Raw genomic sequence first — 22,718 nt, 5'->3', positions numbered from 1 at the left:
TGATATGGCTGAAGCCGACCACGACGTCATCGTCATCGGCGCCGGCCCGGCCGGTGCCACGGCCGCGGCGATGCTGGCCGCCCGAGGCCGGCGCGTGCTGGTGGTCGAACGTAGCCATTTTCCGCGCTTCTCCATCGGCGAGAGTCTGCTGCCGCAATGCATGAGCCATCTCGATGAGGCGGGTCTGCTGGATGGCGTGATCGCCGCGGGCTACCAGCCCAAGAACGGCGCCGCGTTTACCCGCGCCGGCAAGGAGACGGCGATCGATTTCCGCGACAAATCCACGCCGGGCTGGGGCACCACATTCCAGGTCGAGCGCAGCGACTTCGATCAGCGCCTGATCGAGGGGGCCCGCGCCCAGGGAGCGAGCGTCGAATTCGGCGTCACCGTCACCGCTTTCCGCGCCGACGACAGCCATCCCCAGATAGATGTCACCGATGAGGCCGGTCATTCGGGCACCTTGACGGCGCGCTTCGTGCTCGACGCCAGCGGTTATGGCCGCGTACTGGCCCGACTCGAGCGCCTCGAACGCGATGCGCGGCAGGATCCACGCACGGCGCTGTTCACACACGTCGAAGGCTGCCCCACCGAACCGAGCCATGATCGCGACAAGATCCTGATTGGTGTCCATCCCGACGACGCCGGCATATGGTACTGGCTGATTCCGTTTCGCGATCAGCGCGCCTCGGTGGGCGTGGTCGGCGAGACAGCACGGATCAACGCCCACGGCGAGACTCCCGAAGCGCGCTTCCGCGCGCTGATCGACGTCGAGCCGCGTTTCCGCCAGCTGCTCGACGGCGCCACCACCACCCGGGCCATCGGCGAACTCCGCGGCTATTCCGCCGACGTGACACGCCTGCATGGCCCCGGCTACGCGCTGCTGGGCAACGCCGGCGAATTTCTGGACCCGGTATTCTCCTCAGGCGTGACCATCGCTCTACGTTCGGCCAGCCTGGCAGCGCCGCTGGTCGACCGTCAGCTGACCGGCGAGACGATCGACTGGCAAAGCGAGTTCGAAAGCCCCCTGCGTGAAGGCATCGAGACGTTCCGCGCCTTCGTCGATGCCTGGTACGACGGTCGCCTGCAGACGATCATTTTCCACGCCGACGCACCAGCCGATATCAAAACGCGCATCAGCGCCATTCTGGCCGGCTACGCCTGGGACCGAAGCAATCCGTTTGCCAGTGCCTCACGCCGCCATATCGACACCCTGGCCGCCATCTGCGAGATGCGGGCCGCTACTGCGACGGAACAGACCGGTATCGATACGTCCATGGAGACTCGGCCATGAATCGCGTTTTGCGACCGCCAGGGACGCCGTGTCTGGCCCCGGCACTGATACCGGTACTGATACTGGCACTGATGCTGTTACTGAGCGCCTGCAGCCTGACGCCGCCGGTATCGCCAACGCCTCCGCTGGCCGCTGCGACCACGGCCGACACGTTGAAAAGCCAACTGACGTTCCAGCCGGACGACGGTGAAGCCCGCACGCTGATCGCGTTCATCCGGATCACCCCCGAGCAGCTGCGTGCGGTGCTGGTCACGCCCTACGGCCAGCGCCTGACCACGCTGGTGCGCGATACCGAAGGCGCCCGATTCGAGGCCGGCGACGCGCCGGGCGAGTCTCCGCTGCCGATTCCGCCGCAGTGGCTGGCCTCCCGTCTCGAATGGAGCCTGTGGCCATTGGAGGCGTTGCGCCGATCCTTCGCGGGAAGCGCCTGGCAGGTCGTCGACAGCACCACGGCCCGCGCCATTACCTATCGCGGCGAGCTGGCTGCGCGTATCACCCCGGTACCCGATCGCGAACACCCCACGACGCTGACCCTGGATGATCGCCAGGGCGGCTACCAGCTGACGATTGCGCCGATGCAGGGGGATGGTGACAGGGATGGCGACAGCAACGACGAGCCACAGAACGACGAACGGGAGAACGCCGAACCATGAGTGCCGCCTTCGATTGCCGTCTTTCCCGGCCCGGCGTCGTCTGCTCGCTGGGCGACGATCTGGAGACGATCGGTCGCGCGCTGTGCTCGGGTGAGCGGAGTCTGACGATCAGCGACGCCTTCACGCCGGGCCGCCCCCTGCCGCTGGGGCAGGTCGAGGGACAACTCCCCGACGACAGCCAGTGGCCGCAAGATCATCGCAGTCGCAACAACCGGCTGCTGGCATTGGCGCTGGCACGCCTCGACGGTCAGGTCGAGCGCCTGCTGGCGACGGTGGCGAGAGACCGGATCGGCGTGGTCATCGGCACCAGCACCTCGGGGATCGGCGAAACCGAACGGGCAATTGCCGCCAGCGGCCGAGATGCGCCGCTACCCGAGGACTTCGCCTACGCGCGCCAGGAACTGGGGGCGCCGGCGCGCTTCCTCGCCGAACGCCTGGGGATCACCGGCCCCTGCTACGCCCTCTCCACCGCCTGCAGTTCGAGTGCCAGAGCGTTGGCCAGCGCCAGGCGCCTGCTCAAGAGCGGCCAGTGCGACGCGGTAATCGCCGGCGGCGCGGACAGCCTGTGCCGATTGACCGTCAACGGATTCCTGAGCCTGGAAGCCGTCAGCGCCAAGCCCTGCCTGCCTTTTTCCCGTCACCGCGACGGGATCAATCTGGGCGAGGCGGCTGCGCTGTTCGTGGTCACGCCGGAAGCCGGCGGTATGCAGTTGGCCGGTGTCGGCGAAAGCGTCGATGCCCACCATATCTCGGCGCCGCGCCCGGATGGCAGCGGTGCCGCCGAGGCCATGCGCCAGGCGCTTGCAATGGCCGGGCGCGATCCGGCTGAGATCGACTATCTCAATCTGCACGGCACCGGCACGCGGCTCAACGACAGCATGGAAGCCGCCGCCGTGGCGACGCTCTTTCCCGCGCCGCCTGCCTGCAGTTCGACCAAGGCCCTGACCGGCCACACGCTGGGCGCGGCCGGCGCGCTGGAGGCGGCATTCTGCTGGCTGGCACTCGAACAGGGGCGATTGCCGATACACGTCTTCGACGGTGAATACGATCCGGAGCTTCCCGCCTTGCCCCTGGTGACAACCAACTCGGCGCCGGCACAGCGGCCACGTCATGCGCTGAGCAACAGTTTTGCCTTCGGCGGCAACAACGCCAGCCTGCTGCTGACCCGGGCCGACTGACGCGCCAGCTCGCCCCGCCAAGAGACACGCAAGAAACAATGGAATCCCCTTGACTGCATTCGACCCGGTTTCCCTGCCCTGCCCCATCGCGCCGCTGATTCCTCATGCCCGCGGCATGTGTCTGCTGACGCGCCTCATCGAGGTCGATGACGAGGGCGGCGTTGCCGAAACGACGGCCCGGCGCGACGATCTGTTCGCCGAAGCCGACGGGATTCCGGCCTGGGTCGGCGTCGAGTGGCTGGCCCAGACCGTTGCCGCCTGGGCCGGCTTCCGCGCCGCCGCATCGGGCGAGTCACCGGCACCCGGGTTGCTGCTCGGGGCCAGACGCTATCACGCTCGCATTCCCGTCTTTACCTTCGATCAGCGAATCCGGATCGCCGTGACGGTCGAATTCGTGGCCGACAACGGCGTGACTCAAATCAGCGGCAAGCTGTACCCGGAGGAAGAGGCCGAGGAGCCGCTGGCCCAGGGCAGCCTGACGCTCTATCGGCCGGATTCGATGCCGACGCTGAACGGCGTCTGATCGCCTTGATTTCATCATCCGCAGCTCTGTACCGAGGCACCATGGAACAACGATATTCCGAGACAATTCTGATCACCGGGGCCAATCGCGGCATCGGCGAAGCGATCGCCAAACGGCTGGCGGGGGACGGTTATGACCTGGTGCTGCACTGCCGGCGACCCGGAGAAGACATCGACTCGGTCAAGGCCGCGGTGGAAGCCGAAGGACGCCAGGCACGCGTCGTCCACTTCGACGTGACCGCACGAGAGACGGTCAAGACGGTACTGGAAGCGGATATCGCCGAGCACGGTTGCTACTACGGCGTGGTCTGCAATGCCGGTATCACCGCGGACAAGCCCTTTCCGGCACTGACGGGAGAGGATTGGGACAGCGTCCTCCGGACCAATCTGGACGGTTTCTACAACGTGCTGCATCCGCTCATCATGCCGATGATCCAGCGCCGCCAGCATGGCCGGATCGTCACGCTTTCGTCGATGTCGGGCATGATCGGCAATCGCGGTCAGGTCAACTACAGCGCGGCCAAAGCCGGGGTCATCGGCGCCACCAAGGCGCTGGCCGTCGAGCTGGCCAAACGCAAGATCACGGTCAACTGCGTTGCACCGGGCTGGATCGAGACGCGGATGACCGACGAGCTTCCGCGTGACGAGGTTCGCAAGCTGATCCCCATGCAGCGTGTCGGAAAAGCCGAAGAGGTCGCCGGCACCGTGAGCTTTCTGTGTTCAAGGGACGCGGCCTACATCACGCGTCAGGTGATCGCGGTGAATGGCGGCATGATCTAAGAGGATGTTTACCAAATGGCTGCGCTCGGCGATACGGCGTTAAAAATCTGTTTCACAATGCTCATTTACCCCTCGTAAACGGCGCTTGATCAGCCGATTTCGCCTTGCCTCGCCGTCGCTCGCCTGTTTTGTAATCACCCTCCAAGCGCCTGCTGGCTATCCATTTTAGAGAACGCTCAAGAACAGCGTTGCAGCGCCGATAAAGCGCCATGGCGACAACGCCTTCTCTTGATTGGATATCAGCATGAAATCCGGCATTTCCATCGCCCTGATCATCATCGTGCTGCTGGCGCTGGCCGCCGGTGGCGTGCTGGCCAGCGACCTTGGCTGGCCGCTGCCGGCCGACGCGCTGGCACCACTGGGCGTCTACCTGTTGACGCTGGTCCTGGCGGGTTGGTTGTGCGTGCAGCTGGTGGTGCTGGTCAGAGGGCTCATGCGTCAGCAGCAGGCGCTGATCGAGAGCCAGGATGCGGTACGCCGCCAGTTGGAGTCTGCCGAACTGTCTCAACTGATGGGCCAGTTCGTGCAGCACGCCGAAGCGCTATTGGACAAGGAGAGCCTCGATCCCAACAAGCGCAGCGTGATGCGCTGTCTGGCGATCGATGCCATGCGCGGCAACAGCGGCCGCGGGGATGTCAATTACTCCCGCCTGGCGCAGCTGTTCGAGTGGCTGGATGCCCAGGCACAGCGCCACGAAGACGATGCCCACCGTCTGCAGCTGATGCTGCCGACGCTCATGCAGTATGCCGAGATCGCCTGGCAGCTGTGCCAGATTGGCGAAAGCCAATCTGAGCGGTTGTCGCGCTTTCTGCGACACCGGCCAGCGCCGCCATCCCGCGACGACGGCTGAGCCAGACGACTGAACCAGACGACCGAGCCAACGGCACCCGATTCGACTGGCGTCTTCTGGCTCTCGACATCACGACGACATCGGCGCGGCGCGGCGCGGCATCCGATCAATACGCTTGTCGTGCCGCGCCGTGTCTTTCAGCGCATGTCGTTCAGCGCAGCACCAGCGTCGCCGTCCGAGCGTGTCGGAGCATCGCTGTGGTGGTGCTGCCAACCAGCAGATGGCGAATGCGCGAATGGCCGTAGGCGCCCATGATCATCAGGTCGATCTGCTGACGATCGGCGTAGTCGGCGAGCACTTCGTCGACATCACCGGCGAGAATCGTGCCCTGGGCGTCGACCTGCCCCTGACGCAGTCGATCCAGCGCCCACTGGAGCTGGGCGCGCTGATCATCGGTACCGGCGCCGATCATGACCACATGACAGACCAGCCCGTTGAGCAACGGGCTCTCGGCGATCATCTCCACGCCTTTGCGGGTCGTCTGGCCGCCATCGAAGGCCAGCAGCAATCGGGATGGCGGCTGGAATTCTGGCGGGGTCACCAGAATCGGCGTGTGCAGCGTGCGCACGACCCGTTCGAGGTTGCTGCCCAGATGCTCGAGAGCTTCGTCCGCCGACTCGCCGCGCTTGCCCAGCACCACCAGCCGGGTCTGAGGCTCGCGCTCGACCAGCGACTCGATCAGCTCCCCGTGACGCAAGGCGGTCGAGACCTTGGCGCTCGGGGCCAGGCGCTCGGCTTGGCCTCGCACGGCTTCCAGCAGTTCACGACCGTGTTGCTGCGCAATCTTGGCTCGCTGCTCGTCGAGTTCGGTCAACTGTTCGCGCAGATGTTCACGACTCCCCAGACCGATCTGCCCGCTGGCGTCGGCGGCACCCAGACACGGCGCCTTGCTCAACACGTGCATCAGTTCGATCGGCGCGCCGATCCGTTCTGCGGCCCACGACGCCGCGGCGCAGACCGCGAACGCGTGGTGCGAATCGTCAATGCAGGCCAGGACCTGACGTCCACTCATGGGTTTCTCCTTTCAGTCGTTCTTGATTGATGGTCCAGAGTGTCGGGCCGACTTAATGACCCATGAGTTTTTCCACGGCGTCCGGCTTATCATGCACCCCGAAACGATCGACCAGGGTGGCACTGGCCTGATTCATGCCCACCACTTCGACATCGGTGCCCTCGCGACGGAACTTGACCACCACGTTGTCCAGCGCTTCGACCGCAGTGATATCCCAGAAGTGAGCACGGGAGACATCGATCGTCACGCTTTCGATGGCTTCCTTGAAATCGAACCCGGCATTGAACCGGGTGGACGAGGCGAAGAAGACCTGGCCGACAACCTCATAGTTGCGCGTCTTGCCATCGTCGTCCATGCGACTCCCGATGTAGAGAACCTGCCCGACCTTGTTGGCAAAGAACAGCGACGCCAGCAGCACGCCGACCCCGACGCCAATGGCCAGGTTGTGGGTCGTCACCACGACGATCACCGTGGCGAGCATGACGATGTTGGTCGACATCGGATGGCGACGGAGGTTGACGATGGATTCCCAGCTGAACGTGCCGATCGAGACCATGATCATCACCGCGACCAGCGCGGCCATGGGTATCTGCGACACCCAGTCACCCAGGAAGACCACCAGGATCAGCAGGAACGCGCCGGCGATCAGAGTGGATAGACGCGTACGACCGCCGGATTTCACGTTGATCACCGACTGACCGATCATCGCGCAGCCGGCCATGCCGCCGAGCAGGCCGGAGAAGATGTTGGCGACGCCCTGCCCCTTGCACTCGCGATTCTTGTCGCTCGAGGTATCGGTCAATTCGTCGACGATCGTCGCCGTCATCATCGACTCGAGCAGACCCACGACGGCAATACCCAGCGAATACGGCAGGATGATCATCAGGGTGTCGAGATTGAGCGGCACGTCGGGCCACAGGAAGACCGGCAGGGAATCGGGCAGTTCGCCCATGTCGCCCACGGTGCGAATGTCCATGTCGCTGACCATGTAGACGATCGTCAGCACCACGATGCAGACCAGCGGTGACGGCAGCATCTTGCCGATGACCGGCAGGTACGGGAACAGATAGATGATGCCGAGCCCGGCGGCGGTCATCGCATAGACGTGCCAGGTGACGTTGGTCAGTTCCGGCAGTTGGGCCATGAAGATCAGAATCGCCAGCGCGTTGACGAACCCGGTGACCACCGAGCGTGACACGAAGCGCATCAGCTCGCCCAGGCGCAAGTAACCGAACACGATCTGGATCACCCCGGTCAACAGCGTCGCTGCCAGCAGGTATTCGAGGCCGTGGTCGCGCACCAGGGTCACCATCAGCAGCGCCGTGGCGCCGGTCGCCGCCGAGATCATCCCTGGCCGGCCGCCGGTGAACGCAATCACCACCGCGATCGAGAACGACGCGTAGAGACCGATCTTGGGGTCGACACCGGCGATGATCGAAAATGCGATCGCCTCCGGAATCAGCGCCATCGCGACGACGGCACCGGCCAGCACGTCGGCACGGACGTTGGATAACCAGTGTCTTTTTATCATTTCGAACATGGGCAGTTCCCTGTCATGGGCCGCGATGGTCCGCCAGCGACGTTACCCATCCGCTCGATCGAATAAAGCGAAATGGTCACCTATCATCGCGCCGAAGGTCAGCGGAGCGACGATACAGAGTGCAGTCGATGAACGGCCACGCAGTCGCGGCAAGAATGTTGAATGGAATCGGACGAACAAGCAGATGCCGTCTCGCCGATACAGCGGTATCGGTGACAGCGAAGCGCGCGCATAAGGCACGCCGAGGGGGGCATTACGCTAGGGTGGAGTCATACCGGCAATGGTGTAACCGAATCGGTCTTGCATGAGATCGACCTTGTCGAGCGCGTCATTGAATGATCGAGAATTTTAGCGAGCGAGAGTCTACCACTAACGTCGGAAGGTTCCCAGACGGAATGCTGGCATCGCCAGATCAACGCTGGAGCAGTCGACGGCAACTCGCCGGCTCAGCGGTTGTGCGCTTCCAGGAATCGCTGCATAGCTTCGACGGTAGCATCGCTGCAGTGATGCTCGATCCCTTCGGAGTCGGCTTCGGCGACATGCGGCGGCACGCCAAGCGCCAGCAGCGTCGACAACACCAGCTGATGGCGTGCCTCGACCTTCGCCGCCAGCGTGGCGCCCTTTTCTGTCAGAAAGACGCCGCGATAGGGCCGCGCCTCGGCGAGACCGTCACGCTTGAGCCGGGCGATCACCTTGGAAACCGCGGCGGCACTGACCCCGAACCGCTCGGCCAGGTCGCTGGCGCGCGCCTCGCCGTGATCGCGATGCAGCTGCGCGATCTCTTCGACGTAATCTTCCACCAGCTCCTGCTGGTGGTCGAGACGCGTACGCTCGAAGCGCGCATAACGGGGACGTGGCGTTCCTGGCATGGTGTTCTCATCGACGGGCAGAATGATCGGCGACGGGTACCTTTGCAGCGTTCGCCCGCGCGCGTGCCTGAAAGCCTACAGCAACTCGAAGGCCAACACATAACCATTCAGCAAGATGATGATCGCGGCAATGAGACACCCCAACCCGGTCACCCAGCGGCGACTGGTCAGATTGCCCATCAGCCGATGCTGGGCCGTGAAGTGGATCAGCGGGATCAGCGCGAAGGGAATGCCGAAGCTCAGCACCACCTGGCTGGCGACCAGCACCTGCTGTTCCGGGAAGCCCAGCATGATGACAACAATGGCCGGCAGCATCGTCAACAGACGTCGCAGCCACAGCGGAATGGTGAAGCCGACGAAGCCCTGCATCACGACCTGCCCCGCCATGGTGCCGACGATCGACGAGGACAACCCGGCCATCAGCAAGGTGAAGCCGAACAGCGTGCTCGCCAGATCGCGGTCCATCAGCGGTGCCAGTAGCTGATAGCTCTGTTCGATGGTGGCAACACCGGTACGCCCGTTGTCGAAGAAGACCGAGGCGGCCAGCGCCAGCATCGACAGGTTGATGATACCGGCGATGCCCATGCCGATGATCACGTCCCAGCGGTAGTAGCGCATGGCACGCTGGCGCTCGTCGTCGGTCTTGACCTCCACCCGGCGCTGCGACAGTGACGAGTGCAGATAGATGACGTGAGGCATCACCGTCGCGCCCAGAATCCCGGCGGCCAGGAAGACGGCGTAGCCGTCCGGAAAGCCGGGCACCAGCAGCCCTTCCAGCGCCGGCGCGGCCTCGGGACGACCCATGATGATCTGGATGACGAAACCGGCGGCCACCGCCAGCAGCATGCTGCCGATGATGATTTCCAGCAGCCGGAAGCCGAAACGCTGCATGTAGAGCGCCGCGTAGGTGATCGCGCCGGTCAGCAGCGCGCCCTCGAGCATCGACATGCCGAACAGCAGATTGAACGCCAGCGCGGCGCCGAGGAATTCGGCCAGATCGGTGGCGATCGCCACCAGCTCGGCCTGCACCCAGTAGAACCAGACCAGCGGCCGCGGGTAGCGCTCGCGAATCATCTCCGCCAGATTCCTGCCGGTGGCCAGGCCCAGCCTTACCGACAGCGTCTGGATCAGCATCGCCATCAGGTTGGCCCACAGCACCACCCACAGCAGGACATAGCCGTAGCGCGAACCCGCTTCGATATTGGTAGCGAAGTTACCCGGATCGATATACGCCACCGCCGCGATCATCGCCGGGCCAAAGAACGGCAGGAAGCGGGATAACGCCGAACGCCTGCGCGCCTTGGTCGGCGCCAGCGAGCTTTCGTCGCGGGATTCGGTTAGAGAATTCGACACAATGGCCTCGGGAAATTGCCAACATACCGGGCGATGATGCCCTGGTTATCAAGTTAAACCACGGTTGACAAGATATACCCCAGTTACCGAACGCGCAACGGTGATCCCTCATGAGTTATTTCAATCAGGTTGATTGAATCAGAGGGATTTCAATCAGACGGATTTCAAAGAGTGATCGACGGCATGTGGGACCGTCATCAGTCGGCCTAGCGCCACTGCAGGACTGGCCATCCGCGTGCCTCGGCGGTCTCGCGCAAACGTGCGTCGGGCTGCGTGGCGTGGGGATGATCGACGAATTCGAGCAGTGGCAGGTCATTGAAGGAGTCGCTGTAGCCCCAGGTTTCCCAGCCCTCGGCAAAGCCGGTGTCATGGCTGGAGAGCCACGCCTCGAAGGCGTCGAGCTTGCCGCGCTGGTAGGTCTGAATACCGGTGGGCTCACCGGTGAAACAGTCGCTGGCATCGAATTCGGGTAGCGTTGCCAGCGCGCCGTCGGCACCGACGGCATGGGCGATCGGCTCGACCAGATGATGCATCGAGGCCGAGATAACCAGGGTGGCATGGCCGTCCCGGCTATGCTGCTGCAGACGTTCCACCCCGGCCTGCATCAGGCGCGGGCGAACCGACGCCTCGACGAACGCCTCGACCTGCTCGCGAACGCTCCGGCGCGAGCGACCCACGAGCGGTGCCAGCGAGAACCGCAGATGGTCGGTCATGTTCAGCGTGCCGGCGTGGTACTGCTTGTCATGCTCGCGCATCTGGTTCAACAGGGCTTCGCCGTCCTCGACCCAGCCGCATTCAATGATCCACTCGAGCCAGAGATGGGTACAGTCACCGTCGAGCAGGGTGTCGTCGAGATCGAAAATGGCGAGCGCGGAAGGAGGATGGGACGAAAGGGATCGTGACGTAGCCAAGCGTGACTCCGGATTCAGTCGGCTGTAAAAGCACAAGGATACACGCTCGCGCGTCGACGGAAAGCGCCGGGGCCGGATTCAGTCGAGAGTCATTCCGCGCTCATTCGTCCTGCTTCGGTGCTGCCCCGGTATCCTTCGGCACCTGCGTATCGACGAATCCCCTCATCGTCTTGAACGCCTCCATGATGTCCATCGGTAGCGGAAAGACGATCGTCGACGCGTTCTTGTTGCTCATGTCGCTCATGGTCTGCAGATAGCGCAGCTGCAGCGCCGCCGGGTTGCGCGACATGATGTCGGCCGCCTCGACCAGTTTCTCGGCCGCCTGCTGCTCGCCTTCGGCATGGATCACCTTGGCTCGACGTTCGCGCTCGGCTTCGGCCTGACGCGCAATCGCACGGATCATGCTCTCGTCGAGATCGACATGCTTGATCTCGACATTGGCCACCTTGATCCCCCAGGCCTCGGTCTGGGTATCGATGATCTCCTGGATATCGTCGTTGAGCTTGTCCCGCTCGGAGAGCATCTCGTCGAGGTCGTGCTTGCCCAGTACCGAACGCAACGTGGTCTGGGCCAGCTGGCTGGTGGCGTTGACGTAGTTCTCGACCTGAATGATCGCCTTCTGCGGATCGACGACGCGGAAATAGAGCACCGCGTTGACGCGCACGGTGACGTTGTCCTGGGAGATCACGTCCTGTTCCGGCACATCCATGGTGATCACGCGCAGGTCGACCACCTGCATTTTCTGCACCACCGGTATCAGGAAGAACAGCCCGGGCCCCTTGACGTCCTGGAAGCGACCCAGAAAGAACACCACGCCGCGGCGGTACTCCGGCAGGATCCGCACCGAGGCCAGCAACAACAGAATCAGCAGTACGACAGGTACCAGATAGGTGAACATCATCTCGTCTTCTCCCTAGGAAAACCGACCGCCGTCGCTGTCGGCTGTCTCGGCCACGAAGCTCATTCACGGACCTCACTCACGCATTTCAGCCACGAACTTCAGCCACGAACTTCAGCCACGAGTCCAGCGATCGGCCTTATATCGACGTCGACGAACGCTCGACGCCGGTGGGTTCGACAGTGACGGTCAAACCCTCCAACGCCGTCACCCGCAACTTGTCGCCCTTGTGAATTCGAGCCTCTCCGCGGGCCCGCCAGCGCTCGCCATGCAGCAGCACCTTGCCGCGCCCGGCGGCAAAGTCCCCCAGCGCCACCGCCTCGGCACCGATCAGCTCCTCGCGACCGGTCAACGGAATCCGCCGGCGCACTCCCATCAGGCGTATCCCGCCCCACAGCAGGAAGCCGGCCGCCACCAGCGCCGTACCGCCGATCAACGGCCACGCCACGGCGCTGTTGGCCTCTTCCATCAACAGGATGGAACCGATCACGAAGGCGGCGATACCGCCCACGCCGAGCGCCCCGAAGCTGGGCAGAAAGGCTTCGCCGACGATCATCACCAGGCCGAGCAGGACCAGCCCCAGCCCCGCCAGATCGATCGACAGCACCTGAAAGGCGAACAACCCCAACAACAGACTGATACCGCCGACCACGCCCGGAACGATCGTGCCGGGACTGGCGAGTTCGAACACCAGCCCGTAGAAGCCGATCAGCAGCAGTCCGTAGGCTATGGTGGGGTTGGCGATGAATGAAAGCAGCAAGGTACGCCAGTCCGGCAGTTCCCGAACGGCCTCGATACCCTCGGTGGAGAGCGTGCGCGTGCCGTTTTCCAGCGTCACTCGGCGGCCGTCCAGCTGCGCCATCAGATCGTCGAGATCCGAGGCCACCACGTCGATGACGTTGCGATCGAGCGCGTCCTGCGCATTCAGATTGGCCGCCTCGCGCACCGCCTGCTCGGCCCAATCCGCGTTGCGCCCGTGACGCTCGGCGTAGCCGCGGATCGTAGCCACCGCATCCTCGATCATCTTCCTGTGCATCGCCTGGCTATTGGCATCCTCGCCCTCGCCACCCAGCGTGACCGGTGTGGCCGAACCGAGATGCGTTCCGGGCGACATCGCCGCTACGGGGCTGGCGTAGAGCAGGTAGGTGCCGGCACTGGCCGCCCGGGCCCCGCTAGGCGTGACGTAGGTCACTACCGGTACCTTGGCGGAGAGGATCGTCTGGACCAGCCGGCGCATCGACTCCACCTGCCCGCCCGGCGTATCGAGTTCGATGACGAGCAGTTCGACGTTGTTCGATTCGGCACGCTGGATGCCGCGTTCGACGTAATCCCGCGTCGCCGGATTGATGCTGTCATCCAGGGTCAGCACCCGCGCCTGCTTCGTGTCGGGTGACTGTGCGAGTCCCGCGAGCGCCAGGAGAGAACCCGCCAACAGACAGACGAGCCAGCCAAGGCACCGCCAGCGGCGGGTCGAGAACCTGCGCGTATCGACCGTCGAATTGACCATATCTGCAGCGTAGCCAGTTTCCGGCGTCCGCGCCGTTAGACGCTGGTCGTGCCGATCAACCTGTCGCACTCCCGTTTGCAGCATGATGCCGCTGACGAATGCCGACGTGTTTCCTGCGATTTTTTTTGTCACCATGAGCGCGCCACGATGGCAAAATCCATAGACACCCTCACCGTAGTGTCCGATAACGCCGGGAAGCCACATCATGCGTCTGGACTACGTTGGACCACTGCCCGAGCCGGTGGGCTTTCTGCTGATTCCGCGCTTTTCGATGATGGCGTTCTTCTCGGCGGTCGAGCCGCTGCGGATCGCCAATCGACTGGCCGGTCAGGAGCTCTATCGCTGGACGCTGATCAGCGAGGACGGTCAGCCGGTGACCGCCAGCAACGACATGACGCTGCTCGTCGATTGCGGGCTCTCCGATGCGCCCTCCTTGCCGACGCTCGCGGTCTGCGCCGGCTTCGAACCCGAACGCGACCACTCGCGCCGGCTCTCGCAATGGCTGCATCGCCAGGCCAGCGAAGGCTGCCTGCTGGGCGGCATCGACACCGGCCCGCTGATACTCGCGGAGGTCGGGCTGCTCGAGGGCCATCGTCTGACCCTCCACTGGGAAAGCCTGCCGGCCTTCCGCGAGCGTTTTCCCGGGCTTGATGCCGTGGAATCGCTGTTCGAGATCGACGCTCGCCGGTTCAGCTGCGCCGGCGGCGCTGCCGCCATGGACATGACCCTGAGCATGATTGCCAGCCGTCACGGTCAGGCCCTGGCCGACGATATTTCCGAACAGCTTATTCACGCCCGCCTGCGCCCCCGCCAGGACCATCAACGGCTTCCACTGGCGAAACGGCTGGGCACCCATCGCCGTCCGCTGGTCGATGCCGTCGCGCTGATGGAACAGCATCTCGAGCAGCCGCTGTCGATGGCGGCGCTCAGCGAGCGGATCGGCCTGTCGTTGCGCCAACTCCAGCGTCTGTTTGTGGACGAACTCGGCAAGCGCCCGCGGGATTACTATCTCGAACTGCGTCTGGACCGCGCCAGACATCTGCTGGAAGAGACCGACCGCGATATCCTGAGCATCGGCCTGGCCTGTGGCTTCAGCTCGGCTTCGAGTTTCTCGCGCGCCTATCGCCAGCACTATCGACAACCGCCCAGCGCCTCGCGAAGGCGCGCCGAACTTCCAATGTCAGACGCGGATCACGACCAATAACCTCAAAAAAATGGCGTTTTAGGTCAATTTCGCCACCGGCTGATCGGCGACGCTGACTCGATCCCTATCAGCGAGCCTCCGGAGCCTCCATGTCAGCCGATCCCGACTCTCGATCCCTGCGCCATTCTCGAGTCTCGTCTCAATCCGAGACCCAGTCTCGATCTCAGCCTTTGCCCGCCACTCCGGATTTCGACGCCTGGCCGGTCGAGGTCGCCATCATCGCGATCGATCACGATCCGCAGATCTTGAACGTGACCTGGCAGGACGGCAGCCAGAGCCGCTACCACAGCATCTGGCTGCGCGAGAACGCCGCCGACGACAGCACCGTGAATCCGGCGACGCGGGAGCGGATCCTCGATCTTTCCCGGCTGGAGGCGTGGCCCACGATCGAGCACGCCAGATTGGAAGCCAATGGCGCGATCACGATCGACTTTCTGCCCGAACGACGCCGGCTATCGTTCCACCCCGGCTGGCTACGAGCCCACGATTACGCCAACCTCGTCGAGCACGAGCCCCCGTTAGTGCCACGGACGCTGTGGCTGGGGTCGGATCGCGAGGAACCGACCACGCTCGACGCGACCGGCTGGATGGAAAGAGATCACGACGCGACAAGCGTCGACTCGCTGCTGAAACAGGCGCTGGAGGCGGTGATCGGCGAGGGGCTGGTCCGACTTCGCAATCTGCCCACGGCGCCTGGCAGTCTGGATGCCATCGCCCGGCGAATCGGCCCGCCGCGACCGACCAATTTCGGCAATCTGTTCGATGTCCGCGCCAAGCCGGATCCGGATTCCAACGCTTACACCTCGCTCGCCCTTCCGCCCCACGTCGATCTGCCGACGCGGGAGTACCAGCCTGGCTTGCAGTTACTCCACTGCCTGGAGAACGATACCGTCGGCGGCGAAGCAGTGATGATGGACGGATTTGCCGTGGCCGAAGCGCTGCGCGAACGTCATCCGGCGCACTTTGCCACGCTGACCCGGGTGCGCTGGTGCTACGCCAATACCGCCAGGACCAGCGACTACGTCTGGTTCGATCCGATGATCAAGCTCGATGCTCGCGGCGAGTTTGATGAAGTCCGCATCGCCGACTTCCTGCGCGGCCCGCTGATGGCACCGTTCGACGACGTGGAACCCGCCTACGCGGCGCTGATGACGCTTCAAAGTCTGCTACGCGAGCCCGAGTTCGCGCTGCGCTTCAGCTACGCTCCCGGCGATCTGGTGATCTTCGACAACCGGCGCCTGCTCCACGCCCGGGACGCCTTCGATGTCAGCCAGGGCGGCAGTCGTTGGTTGCAAGGGTGTTATCTGGAACGCGATGAGGCTCGTTCGCGCCTGCGCATGCTGAAACGCGCCGAGCGCCAGGCGCGGCTGGAAGACGCCTGAGCCCAGAGCCCGACCCATTCCTCCCAAAACGCAAAGACCCCGCTGTTCCCAGCGGGGTCTTTGGTGTTTCAAACAGCCGAGGAAACGGTCAGCGCCGGATCCCGATCTTGCGGCCGGCTCCCTTCGGCCATTCGTCTCCGGCTTTCGGTAGCGCCTCGACGCTCGCGGCCACCGGCTCGGGGAAGGCGCCAGGGCGACCGCTTTCGATGTCGATCCCCATCAGCATCTGCTCGCTGGTCGCCAGGGTATCGCCATCAGCGTTAGTCAGCGTGAACAGCACGTGCAGGCGTTTGGCGTCGCTGTCGAGCAGCGTCAGCGCCACGCTCAGCGCTTCGCCGCGATGCGCCTGCTGGCGATAGCAGAGATGGGTCTCGAGGGTATAGATCGTGTAGCCGTGCTCGGCGCGACCGGCCTCGTCGAGACCGACGCGATCCATCAACGCCTCCACCGCCAGGGAGAACACGCGGGCGTACTCGGCATCGTTCATGTGGCCGTTATAGTCGACCCAGGCGTCCTGCACCCGGGTCTTGAACAGCGGATCATCCGGAATCGTGGTCATCAGAGGCGCCTCGCTCATCAAATCCGTCTCGTTCATTAAATCCGGCCCTGGAGCCCTTCGGCTTCCGGCCAGTATTTCTGGGTCAGTTCGAGCAGCTCGGTCAGGAACGCATCGCGGCGTGTCTCGAGCTCGGCGACGCTGCGCCCGGCGGCCTGATGCTCGCAACCATCGGCCACCTTATCGATCAACTCCTCGGTCAGCTCGGGGGCTTCCAGCTTGGTCCACGGCAGTTTCAGCGCTGGGCCGAACTGGTGAAGCATATGGCGCATGCCGCCGTCGCCGCCGGCCAGATGGAACGTCAGGAAGGTTCCCATCAACGACCAGCGCAGGCCGCAACCGTAGACCACGGCGGCATCGATCTCTTCGGTGGTTGCCACGCCGTCGTTGACCAGATGCAGCGCCTCGCGCCACAGCGCTTCCATCAAGCGGTCGGCGACATGGCCTTCGATCTCGCGACGCACCACCAGCGGGCGCATGCCCAGTGCGGCGTACTGTGCCTGGGCGCGCTCGATCACCACCGGCGCGGTGTGCTCGCCACCCACCAGCTCCACCAGCGGCAGCAGATAGACCGGGTTGAACGGGTGCGCCACGATCACGCGCCCCGGGGCCCGGGTGCAGGCGGACTGCAGATCGCTCGGCTTGATACCCGAGGTCGACGAACCGATCACCACGTCCAGCGGCGCCAGCGCGTCGAGCTGGCGCAACACGTCGTGTTTGAGCGCCAGCCGTTCCGGCACGTTCTCCTGGATCAGCTCGGCCCCTTCTACCGCGGCCTCCAGGGAATCGACGAAGGTCAGCGCCTGCGGGTCGGCGTCATCGGCCAGCCCGAGTCGTTCGAGCGACGGCCAGGCGCGCTCGACGAACGCACGGGTGCGCTCTGGTGCGGCGGGGTCGAGGTCGAAGGCGGTGACCCGGCAGCCGGCCGCCAGGGCGCGGGCGATCCAGCCGTTGCCGATCACGCCGGTACCGATCACGGCGACATTGCGGGGAAGTTCGGAAGTAGTCATGGATACCTCGCGGGAATAAGGGAAGATGTGAAACCGCACGCTCAGCGGCATCGAGCGCGCGATCGCGATCGCGATGGGCGAAGCGAGCGACGCGCTAGAGGTTCAAGCAGCCGGAGGGGGTTTACAAAGTCGGCGAGCGAGGACAAGACAAGGCAAAATCGGCCGAAAAACGGACCGGGCTGGCGCTCCAGTTTACACGGGGGTAAATGAGCATTTTAAGGCCGATTTTAACGCCGTATTGTCGAGCGCAGGCAGTTTGTAAACCTCCTCTCAGGGCTTGCGCAGCGCGAGCGACTCCCGCGTCTGGGCCGGCGTCTGCACCTTGCCGCCGAGGTTTTCGGCGATCGTCACTGCGCGCTCGACCAGTTGGGCGTTACTGGCGAAGACGCCCTTGCTCAGGTAGAGGTTATCTTCCAGGCCAACACGCATGTGCCCACCCATGATCATCGACTGCGCCGCCATCGGGAACTGCTGACGACCGATGCCGAAAGCCGACCAGATGGCGTTTTCCGGCAGTTTGTTGCGCATCGCCAGCATGGTTTCGGTATCGGCTTCGGCGCCCCAGGGAATGCCCAGGCAGAGCTGGAACAGCGGATCGCCGTCGATCAGGCCTTCCTCGACCAACTGACGCGCGAACCAGACATGGCCCAGATCGAAGCACTCCAGTTCCGGCTTGACCCCGGCCTGCTGGATCAGGCGCGCATGCTCGCGCAGCCAGTCGGCGGTGTTGAGATAGACCATGTCGCCGAAATTGAGGCTGCCGCAGTCCAGCGTGCAGAGCTCGGGCAGCAGCTCGCCCACCGGGTGGTGACGTTCGGCCGCGGTCTGCAGATCGGTACCTTCGAGGCCGTGAATCACGCCGTCACGAATCTCGGGAAACAGATCGCCACCGCCGCCGGCGGTGATGTTGATCACCGCATCGACATCGGACTCGCGGATGCGCTCGACGACTTCACGGAAATGATCCGTCGAGTGGCTGACACCGCCGGTTTCTGGATCGCGAACGTGAAGGTGGACGATGCTGGCGCCGGCGCGGGCGGCATCCAGCGCGCTGTCGGCGATCTGCTTAGGCGTAATCGGGAGATCCGGGTGCTTGCCGGCAGTATCGCCAGCACCGGTCACGGCACAGGTCAGGATGACGTCGCGATTCATGAGATAACCTCTCGGTCCGACCCCGAACCGCCAGCGGCACGGAGCAATGGTTGAGCGCACCTGGTGATGCGTTGCTATGCCCTCATTGTGGGCGCCGAACCGACCCGATTGTTGTCATAAAACGCCGCCACATTGACATTGAGCGACGACCTAAACCCTGTCACGACGAGCGTTTGCCCCGCTGCGCCGTGGTCCGTGGCGACTCCCCGAACCGCTCACGATAGACCCGGGAAAAATGCGCGGGCTGGCCGAACCCGGCCGCCAGCGCGGCCTGGGTCACGCTGGTACGGCTATCGGCGAGAATCTGCTGGGCGCGGTCGAGACGTAACGAGAGATAGCGTCCTTTCGCCGTCTCGCCCCGATAGCGCTGGAAGAGCCGGTTGAGCTGGCGCTGGGACTGGCCGATCCGCTGACATATGTCGGGAATCGTCAACGGCTGCGCCAGATGGCCCTCCATGATCGCTTCCGCCCGGCGCACGCTGCGTGGGCAATATTCCGATCCGATATCGACGTTGCCCTCATTGTCGATACGTGGATCCAGACGGGAATGCACCAGCTGGCGGCTCAGGGCCGTCACCAGGTTGGCGCCGTGCTCGCGCTCGATGAAAGCCATCATCAGGTCGAGACTTGCCGCCCCGCCGCCGCCGGTCAGACGTTGGCGATCGAAACGATAGCGCGCATCGCTCAGCGCAAGGCCTGGAAACTCCTCGAGGAACGCCGGGGCACTTTCCCAATGCAGTGCCGTCTCGTAGCCTTCCAGCAATCCGGCTCGCGCCAGGATGAAGGCGCCGGTGTCGAGTGCGGCGAGCAGCCCGCCGTGGGCGGCAACCCGGCGCAGCACGGCCCACTGTGAAGGCGCCACGGTCGCCTCGGCTTCATAGGAAGCGATGACGAACAGATTATCGAAGATCGGCGTTTCACCCAGTGCAGCGTCGACGTCGACGGTCACGCCATTGCTGGCGGTCACCGCTTCACCGTCATTGGAGAACAGCCGCCAGGCGAACAGCGAACGACCGAATCGGTTGGCGACGCGCAGCGGCTCGAGCAGACAATAGAGCGTCAGCATCGAGAATTTGGGCAGCAGCCAGAGATTGACCGTGATGTCCGCTTCGTCCGGTGAAAGCACGGGCGGCAGGTCGGGGCGCGGATAGAGCCATTGCGGCGTCGGATGATCGGTCATGGCGAAAATCCTCGCTGATACGGCCAAAAAACTCAAATCGCCTCGCGTCATACCTCATAGGGTGTCAACACACTGAGACACCAAGAGATGTCGCCATGGACGTTTTCGTCGAGATCATTCCGGAAACCCACGCCCGCCAGCTGCGAGTGATCGTGGATAACCGGGAGACGCGGCTCCACGCGCTGTGGCTGCGCGAGCGCTCGCCGGATGCCGAAACCCTCGATCCGCGCACCGGTCAGCGTCTGATCGAGGCTGCGGCGCTGCCGCTGGACCTGGCACTAATCGAGGCGAGCTGCCGCGGCGACCGGATCCATCTCGCGTTCAGCGATGGCCATCACGCCGATTTTGCCCTGAGCGACCTTGTTCCCGCGTCGTCGGACGTGATCCACGAACACTGGGATGCATCGTTGGCCGAACTGCCCAGCGCCGATTTCGAGCGCTCCCTCAAAGATGACGGGGCGTTGGCCGCGATGCTGGAATCGCTCGAGCGTTACGGTTTCGTCAAGGTCCGCGGCGTGCCGTTGACCCTTGATGGGATGATGCCGCTGGTGGAGCGCCTGGGGCCACTGCGCCGCACCAACTGGGGCGGCATCGCCGACGTCAAATCGATCGCCGATGCCTATGATCTGACCATGACCCAGCGCGGGCTCGAGCCGCATACCGACAACCCCTACCGCGATCCGATCCCGGGTTATATCTGGCTGCACTGCCTGAGCAACGCCGATAGCGGCGGCGACAGCACGTTGGCCGACGGCTTCATGGCCGCCGAGCGGCTGCGTCGCCAAGATCCCGACGCTTTTGATTGCCTGACCCGGATCTCGACGCGGTTCCGCTACGTCGACGACAGCGCGCATCTGGTAAGCGAAGGTCCATTGATCGAACTCGATAGCCGCGGCGAAGTGGTCCGGGTGCGCTACAACAATCGCACCGAGCGCATCCCCCCGCTTCCGCCCGAGCAGCTGGAGCGCTACTACGCCGCCCGGCGCGCGTTCTTCGCCCTGATTACCGATCCCGACCTGACGCTGACCCCCAAACTGGCACCGGGAGAGATGCTGATCATGGACAACTACCGGCTGTTGCATGGGCGAACCGCGTTCCGGCTCAGCCAAGGCGTTCGTCACCTGCGCCAGGGCTACGTCGATCGCGATACCACCGCCAGCCGGCGCCTGATCTTGCGTCGCCAGGCTGGAGACAACTCACTCTCGCGAAAGGAGTCCGCATGAGCGCCAACTTCACCCGTTTCGATAACAGCAAGGCGGAGGACTGGCGCGAGATCGACGCGCACTTTCGTGACTATCGCGAAGGTGTCGTCGAGCGCGTCGTCACGCATCTGCTGCGCCTCGAGGGCGATACCCACGGCTATCCGGTCGATCGCTACACCCACTGCCTGCAAACGGCGACCCGCGCCGAACGCGCCGGCGCCGACGACGAAACCATCGTCTGCGCCCTGCTCCACGATATCGGCGACGACCTGGCGCCGGACAATCACGCCGAGATTGCGGCGGCGATCCTGGAACCGTTCATCGACCCGTTGAACGTGTGGATGATTCGCCATCACGAGCTGTTCCAGGGCTATCATTACCGCCACTTCTACGACCTGGATCGCCACGTTCGCGACGATTACCGCGGCCATCCCGGCTACGAACGTACGGTTCGTTTTTGCGACGAATGGGATCAGACCTCGTTCGACCCCGACTACGACACGCTTCCGCTCGAGCACTTCCGTCCGGTGCTCGAGCGAGTTCTGGCACGCCCGCCGTTCGAAGGCGAGGGGCTGCCCAGCGTTTCGACCGGCTAAGCCCACGCGCTCGTAGACCGGAACGCCCATTAATCGCACAACAACGAGGAGTCACCATGACACTGCGTAATGCGCTTCTGGCGGCGACGCTGCTGCCACTATCGCTGATGACCGTATCGACGTCGGCTTTCGCTCAGAGCCCGCAACCGGATGAGGCCGATAGCGTCAATTTCGTCGTGCCGCCGTGGCCCGGTGTTACGGTCAAAACCGAGGTTCTCAGTCAGTTGATCGCGCCGCTCGGCTATGACAGCGAGGCCCAGGAAGTCAGCAGCACGGTCGGCTATCAGACACTGCAGACCGGCGACAGCGATGTTTTCCTGGCCGGCTGGATTCCGGCTCAACAGGAGAGCCACGACGAGGCGATGGCCAGCGGCAAGATCGAGGATCTCGGCAACAACGTGACTGGCGCTCGAATGGGCTTTGCGGTACCGGGTTATGTCTACGACGCTGGCGTCCATAGCGCCGAAGACCTGGCGGCGCACCGTGATCAGTTTGATAGTCGCTTCTACTCGATCGAATCGGGCTCAACGGTCAGCACATTCATTCATGATGCCCAGGACCAGGACATCTACGGTTTGGGCGACTGGCAGATTCTCGATTCGTCGACGCCGGGCATGCTGTCGGAGGTCGATGCGGCCTTCAACGACAAGCGCTGGATCGTCTGGTACGGCTGGACCCCGCACTGGATGGCGCCGGCTTACGACATGCACATTCTCGACGACCCGAAGTCGGTCTACGGCCCGGACAACGGCCAGAGCGACGTGCGCACCATTGTCAACAAGGCGTTCGCCGCGGCCAATCCCAACCTGCTCGCGCTGCTCGAGCAGTTCACGCTGACCGCCGACGAACAGAGCGAATTCATCGACGGTTACGGTCGCCAGGAGCGCTCGGCCAAGGATGTCGCCCGCCAGTGGTTGCAGGATCATCCCGACCGGGTTGCCGAGTTCCTCGACGGTGTGAAAACCCGCGACGGCAAACCGGCACTCGATGCCGTGACAGCTAGTCTGCAGTAATCGTTTCTGACCTCTCGGATCGAGTCACGGGATGCAATTCTGAGTGGCTGATGGACGCC

22 protein-coding genes are annotated in these 22,718 nt (G+C 63.9%); 11 read left to right on the top strand and 11 right to left on the bottom strand.

The features are described from left to right. Positions 1-4: 4 nt before the first annotated feature. The 6 genes from ACUN9V_RS13890 to ACUN9V_RS13865 all read left to right on the top strand — a co-directional run bounded on the left by ACUN9V_RS13890 (position 5) and on the right by ACUN9V_RS13865 (position 5,274). Positions 5-1,291: an NAD(P)/FAD-dependent oxidoreductase gene (locus ACUN9V_RS13890; protein ID WP_445511816.1), complete on the top strand. Its 1,287-nt coding sequence runs from the start codon at positions 5-7 to the stop codon at positions 1,289-1,291. Next, entirely contained in the window at positions 1,288-1,944 is a 657-nt protein-coding gene (locus tag ACUN9V_RS13885; protein WP_445511815.1) for a DUF3261 domain-containing protein, read from the top strand. The genes ACUN9V_RS13890 and ACUN9V_RS13885 overlap by 4 nt, the downstream gene beginning before the upstream one ends. Next, positions 1,941-3,122: a beta-ketoacyl-ACP synthase gene (locus ACUN9V_RS13880; RefSeq protein ID WP_445511814.1), complete on the top strand. Its 1,182-nt coding sequence runs from the start codon at positions 1,941-1,943 to the stop codon at positions 3,120-3,122. The genes ACUN9V_RS13885 and ACUN9V_RS13880 overlap by 4 nt, the downstream gene beginning before the upstream one ends. Before the next feature lie 49 nt (positions 3,123-3,171). Then, on the top strand, positions 3,172-3,645 hold the full coding sequence (locus ACUN9V_RS13875) for an ApeP family dehydratase (RefSeq protein WP_445511813.1): 474 nt from the start codon (positions 3,172-3,174) through the stop codon (positions 3,643-3,645). 41 nt (positions 3,646-3,686) lie between these two features. After that, the gene (fabG, locus tag ACUN9V_RS13870) at positions 3,687-4,424 is read left to right on the top strand and encodes a 3-oxoacyl-ACP reductase FabG (protein ID WP_445511812.1); all 738 of its coding nucleotides are present in this window, start codon (positions 3,687-3,689) and stop codon (positions 4,422-4,424) included. Between the two features lie 244 nt (positions 4,425-4,668). Continuing rightward, a complete protein-coding gene (locus ACUN9V_RS13865) occupies positions 4,669-5,274 on the top strand; it encodes a hypothetical protein (RefSeq protein ID WP_445511811.1) in 606 nt (201 codons plus the stop codon). A gap of 151 nt (positions 5,275-5,425) precedes the next feature. On the opposite strand, the gene ACUN9V_RS13860 is transcribed toward ACUN9V_RS13865, so the two are convergent. The 7 genes from ACUN9V_RS13860 to ACUN9V_RS13830 form a co-directional block, all read right to left on the bottom strand. Further along, positions 5,426-6,286, bottom strand: coding sequence for a universal stress protein (locus tag ACUN9V_RS13860; protein ID WP_110691350.1), 861 nt, complete (start codon positions 6,284-6,286; stop codon positions 5,426-5,428). A 52-nt stretch (positions 6,287-6,338) separates the two neighbouring features. After that, the gene (locus ACUN9V_RS13855; RefSeq protein WP_445511810.1) at positions 6,339-7,826 is read right to left on the bottom strand and encodes a SulP family inorganic anion transporter; all 1,488 of its coding nucleotides are present in this window, start codon (positions 7,824-7,826) and stop codon (positions 6,339-6,341) included. A 446-nt stretch (positions 7,827-8,272) separates the two neighbouring features. Next, complete coding sequence (gene mntR, locus ACUN9V_RS13850; RefSeq protein WP_075563000.1) at positions 8,273-8,695, bottom strand: manganese-binding transcriptional regulator MntR; 423 nt, start codon at positions 8,693-8,695, stop codon at positions 8,273-8,275. A gap of 75 nt (positions 8,696-8,770) precedes the next feature. After that, complete coding sequence (locus tag ACUN9V_RS13845) at positions 8,771-10,048, bottom strand: Nramp family divalent metal transporter (RefSeq protein ID WP_168170663.1); 1,278 nt, start codon at positions 10,046-10,048, stop codon at positions 8,771-8,773. A gap of 206 nt (positions 10,049-10,254) precedes the next feature. Then, complete coding sequence (locus ACUN9V_RS13840; RefSeq protein ID WP_445511809.1) at positions 10,255-10,959, bottom strand: HAD family hydrolase; 705 nt, start codon at positions 10,957-10,959, stop codon at positions 10,255-10,257. A 100-nt stretch (positions 10,960-11,059) separates the two neighbouring features. Then, positions 11,060-11,860 (bottom strand): slipin family protein, encoded by an 801-nt coding sequence (locus ACUN9V_RS13835; RefSeq protein ID WP_445511808.1) that lies wholly within the window; start codon positions 11,858-11,860, stop codon positions 11,060-11,062. 136 nt (positions 11,861-11,996) lie between these two features. After that, positions 11,997-13,364: an NfeD family protein gene (locus ACUN9V_RS13830; RefSeq protein ID WP_445511807.1), complete on the bottom strand. Its 1,368-nt coding sequence runs from the start codon at positions 13,362-13,364 to the stop codon at positions 11,997-11,999. Positions 13,365-13,569: 205 nt separating this feature from the next. On the opposite strand from ACUN9V_RS13830, the gene ACUN9V_RS13825 reads away from it, so the two are divergent. Both ACUN9V_RS13825 and ACUN9V_RS13820 read left to right on the top strand, forming a co-directional pair. Further along, on the top strand, positions 13,570-14,568 hold the full coding sequence (locus tag ACUN9V_RS13825) for a GlxA family transcriptional regulator (RefSeq protein ID WP_445511806.1): 999 nt from the start codon (positions 13,570-13,572) through the stop codon (positions 14,566-14,568). An 89-nt stretch (positions 14,569-14,657) separates the two neighbouring features. Next, positions 14,658-15,950, top strand: a complete 1,293-nt coding sequence (locus ACUN9V_RS13820) for a TauD/TfdA family dioxygenase (protein ID WP_445511805.1) — start codon at positions 14,658-14,660, stop codon at positions 15,948-15,950. An 88-nt stretch (positions 15,951-16,038) separates the two neighbouring features. Here the strand turns inward: ACUN9V_RS13820 and ACUN9V_RS13815 are convergent, their stop codons facing one another. The 4 genes from ACUN9V_RS13815 to ACUN9V_RS13800 all read right to left on the bottom strand — a co-directional run bounded on the left by ACUN9V_RS13815 (position 16,039) and on the right by ACUN9V_RS13800 (position 19,848). Further along, a complete protein-coding gene (locus ACUN9V_RS13815; protein ID WP_439283825.1) occupies positions 16,039-16,527 on the bottom strand; it encodes a thioesterase family protein in 489 nt (162 codons plus the stop codon). A gap of 17 nt (positions 16,528-16,544) precedes the next feature. Beyond that, positions 16,545-17,516 carry a 3-hydroxyacyl-CoA dehydrogenase NAD-binding domain-containing protein gene (locus tag ACUN9V_RS13810; protein WP_445511804.1) on the bottom strand — a complete coding sequence of 324 codons (972 nt, stop codon included), beginning with the start codon at positions 17,514-17,516 and terminating at the stop codon, positions 16,545-16,547. A 270-nt stretch (positions 17,517-17,786) separates the two neighbouring features. Then, positions 17,787-18,668 (bottom strand): 3-keto-5-aminohexanoate cleavage protein, encoded by an 882-nt coding sequence (locus tag ACUN9V_RS13805; RefSeq protein ID WP_445511803.1) that lies wholly within the window; start codon positions 18,666-18,668, stop codon positions 17,787-17,789. Between the two features lie 160 nt (positions 18,669-18,828). After that, positions 18,829-19,848 (bottom strand): GlxA family transcriptional regulator, encoded by a 1,020-nt coding sequence (locus tag ACUN9V_RS13800; RefSeq protein WP_445511802.1) that lies wholly within the window; start codon positions 19,846-19,848, stop codon positions 18,829-18,831. 95 nt (positions 19,849-19,943) lie between these two features. Between ACUN9V_RS13800 and tmpA the strand changes: the two genes are divergently transcribed. From tmpA to ACUN9V_RS13785, 3 genes are read left to right on the top strand one after another with little or no spacing between them, the layout of a single operon-like run. After that, positions 19,944-21,071: a 2-trimethylaminoethylphosphonate dioxygenase gene (gene tmpA / locus ACUN9V_RS13795; RefSeq protein WP_445511801.1), complete on the top strand. Its 1,128-nt coding sequence runs from the start codon at positions 19,944-19,946 to the stop codon at positions 21,069-21,071. Continuing rightward, entirely contained in the window at positions 21,068-21,646 is a 579-nt protein-coding gene (locus ACUN9V_RS13790) for an HD domain-containing protein (RefSeq protein ID WP_445511800.1), read from the top strand. Before tmpA ends, ACUN9V_RS13790 begins: the two co-directional genes overlap by 4 nt. A gap of 56 nt (positions 21,647-21,702) precedes the next feature. Further along, on the top strand, positions 21,703-22,659 hold the full coding sequence (locus ACUN9V_RS13785) for an ABC transporter substrate-binding protein (RefSeq protein ID WP_445511799.1): 957 nt from the start codon (positions 21,703-21,705) through the stop codon (positions 22,657-22,659). Positions 22,660-22,718: the final 59 nt, after the last annotated feature.

The organism is Salinicola sp. V024 (genome assembly GCF_052645315.1).
The sequence above is the reverse complement of the archived record's forward strand: the minus strand, read 5'-3'. Positions and strand labels throughout refer to the sequence as shown.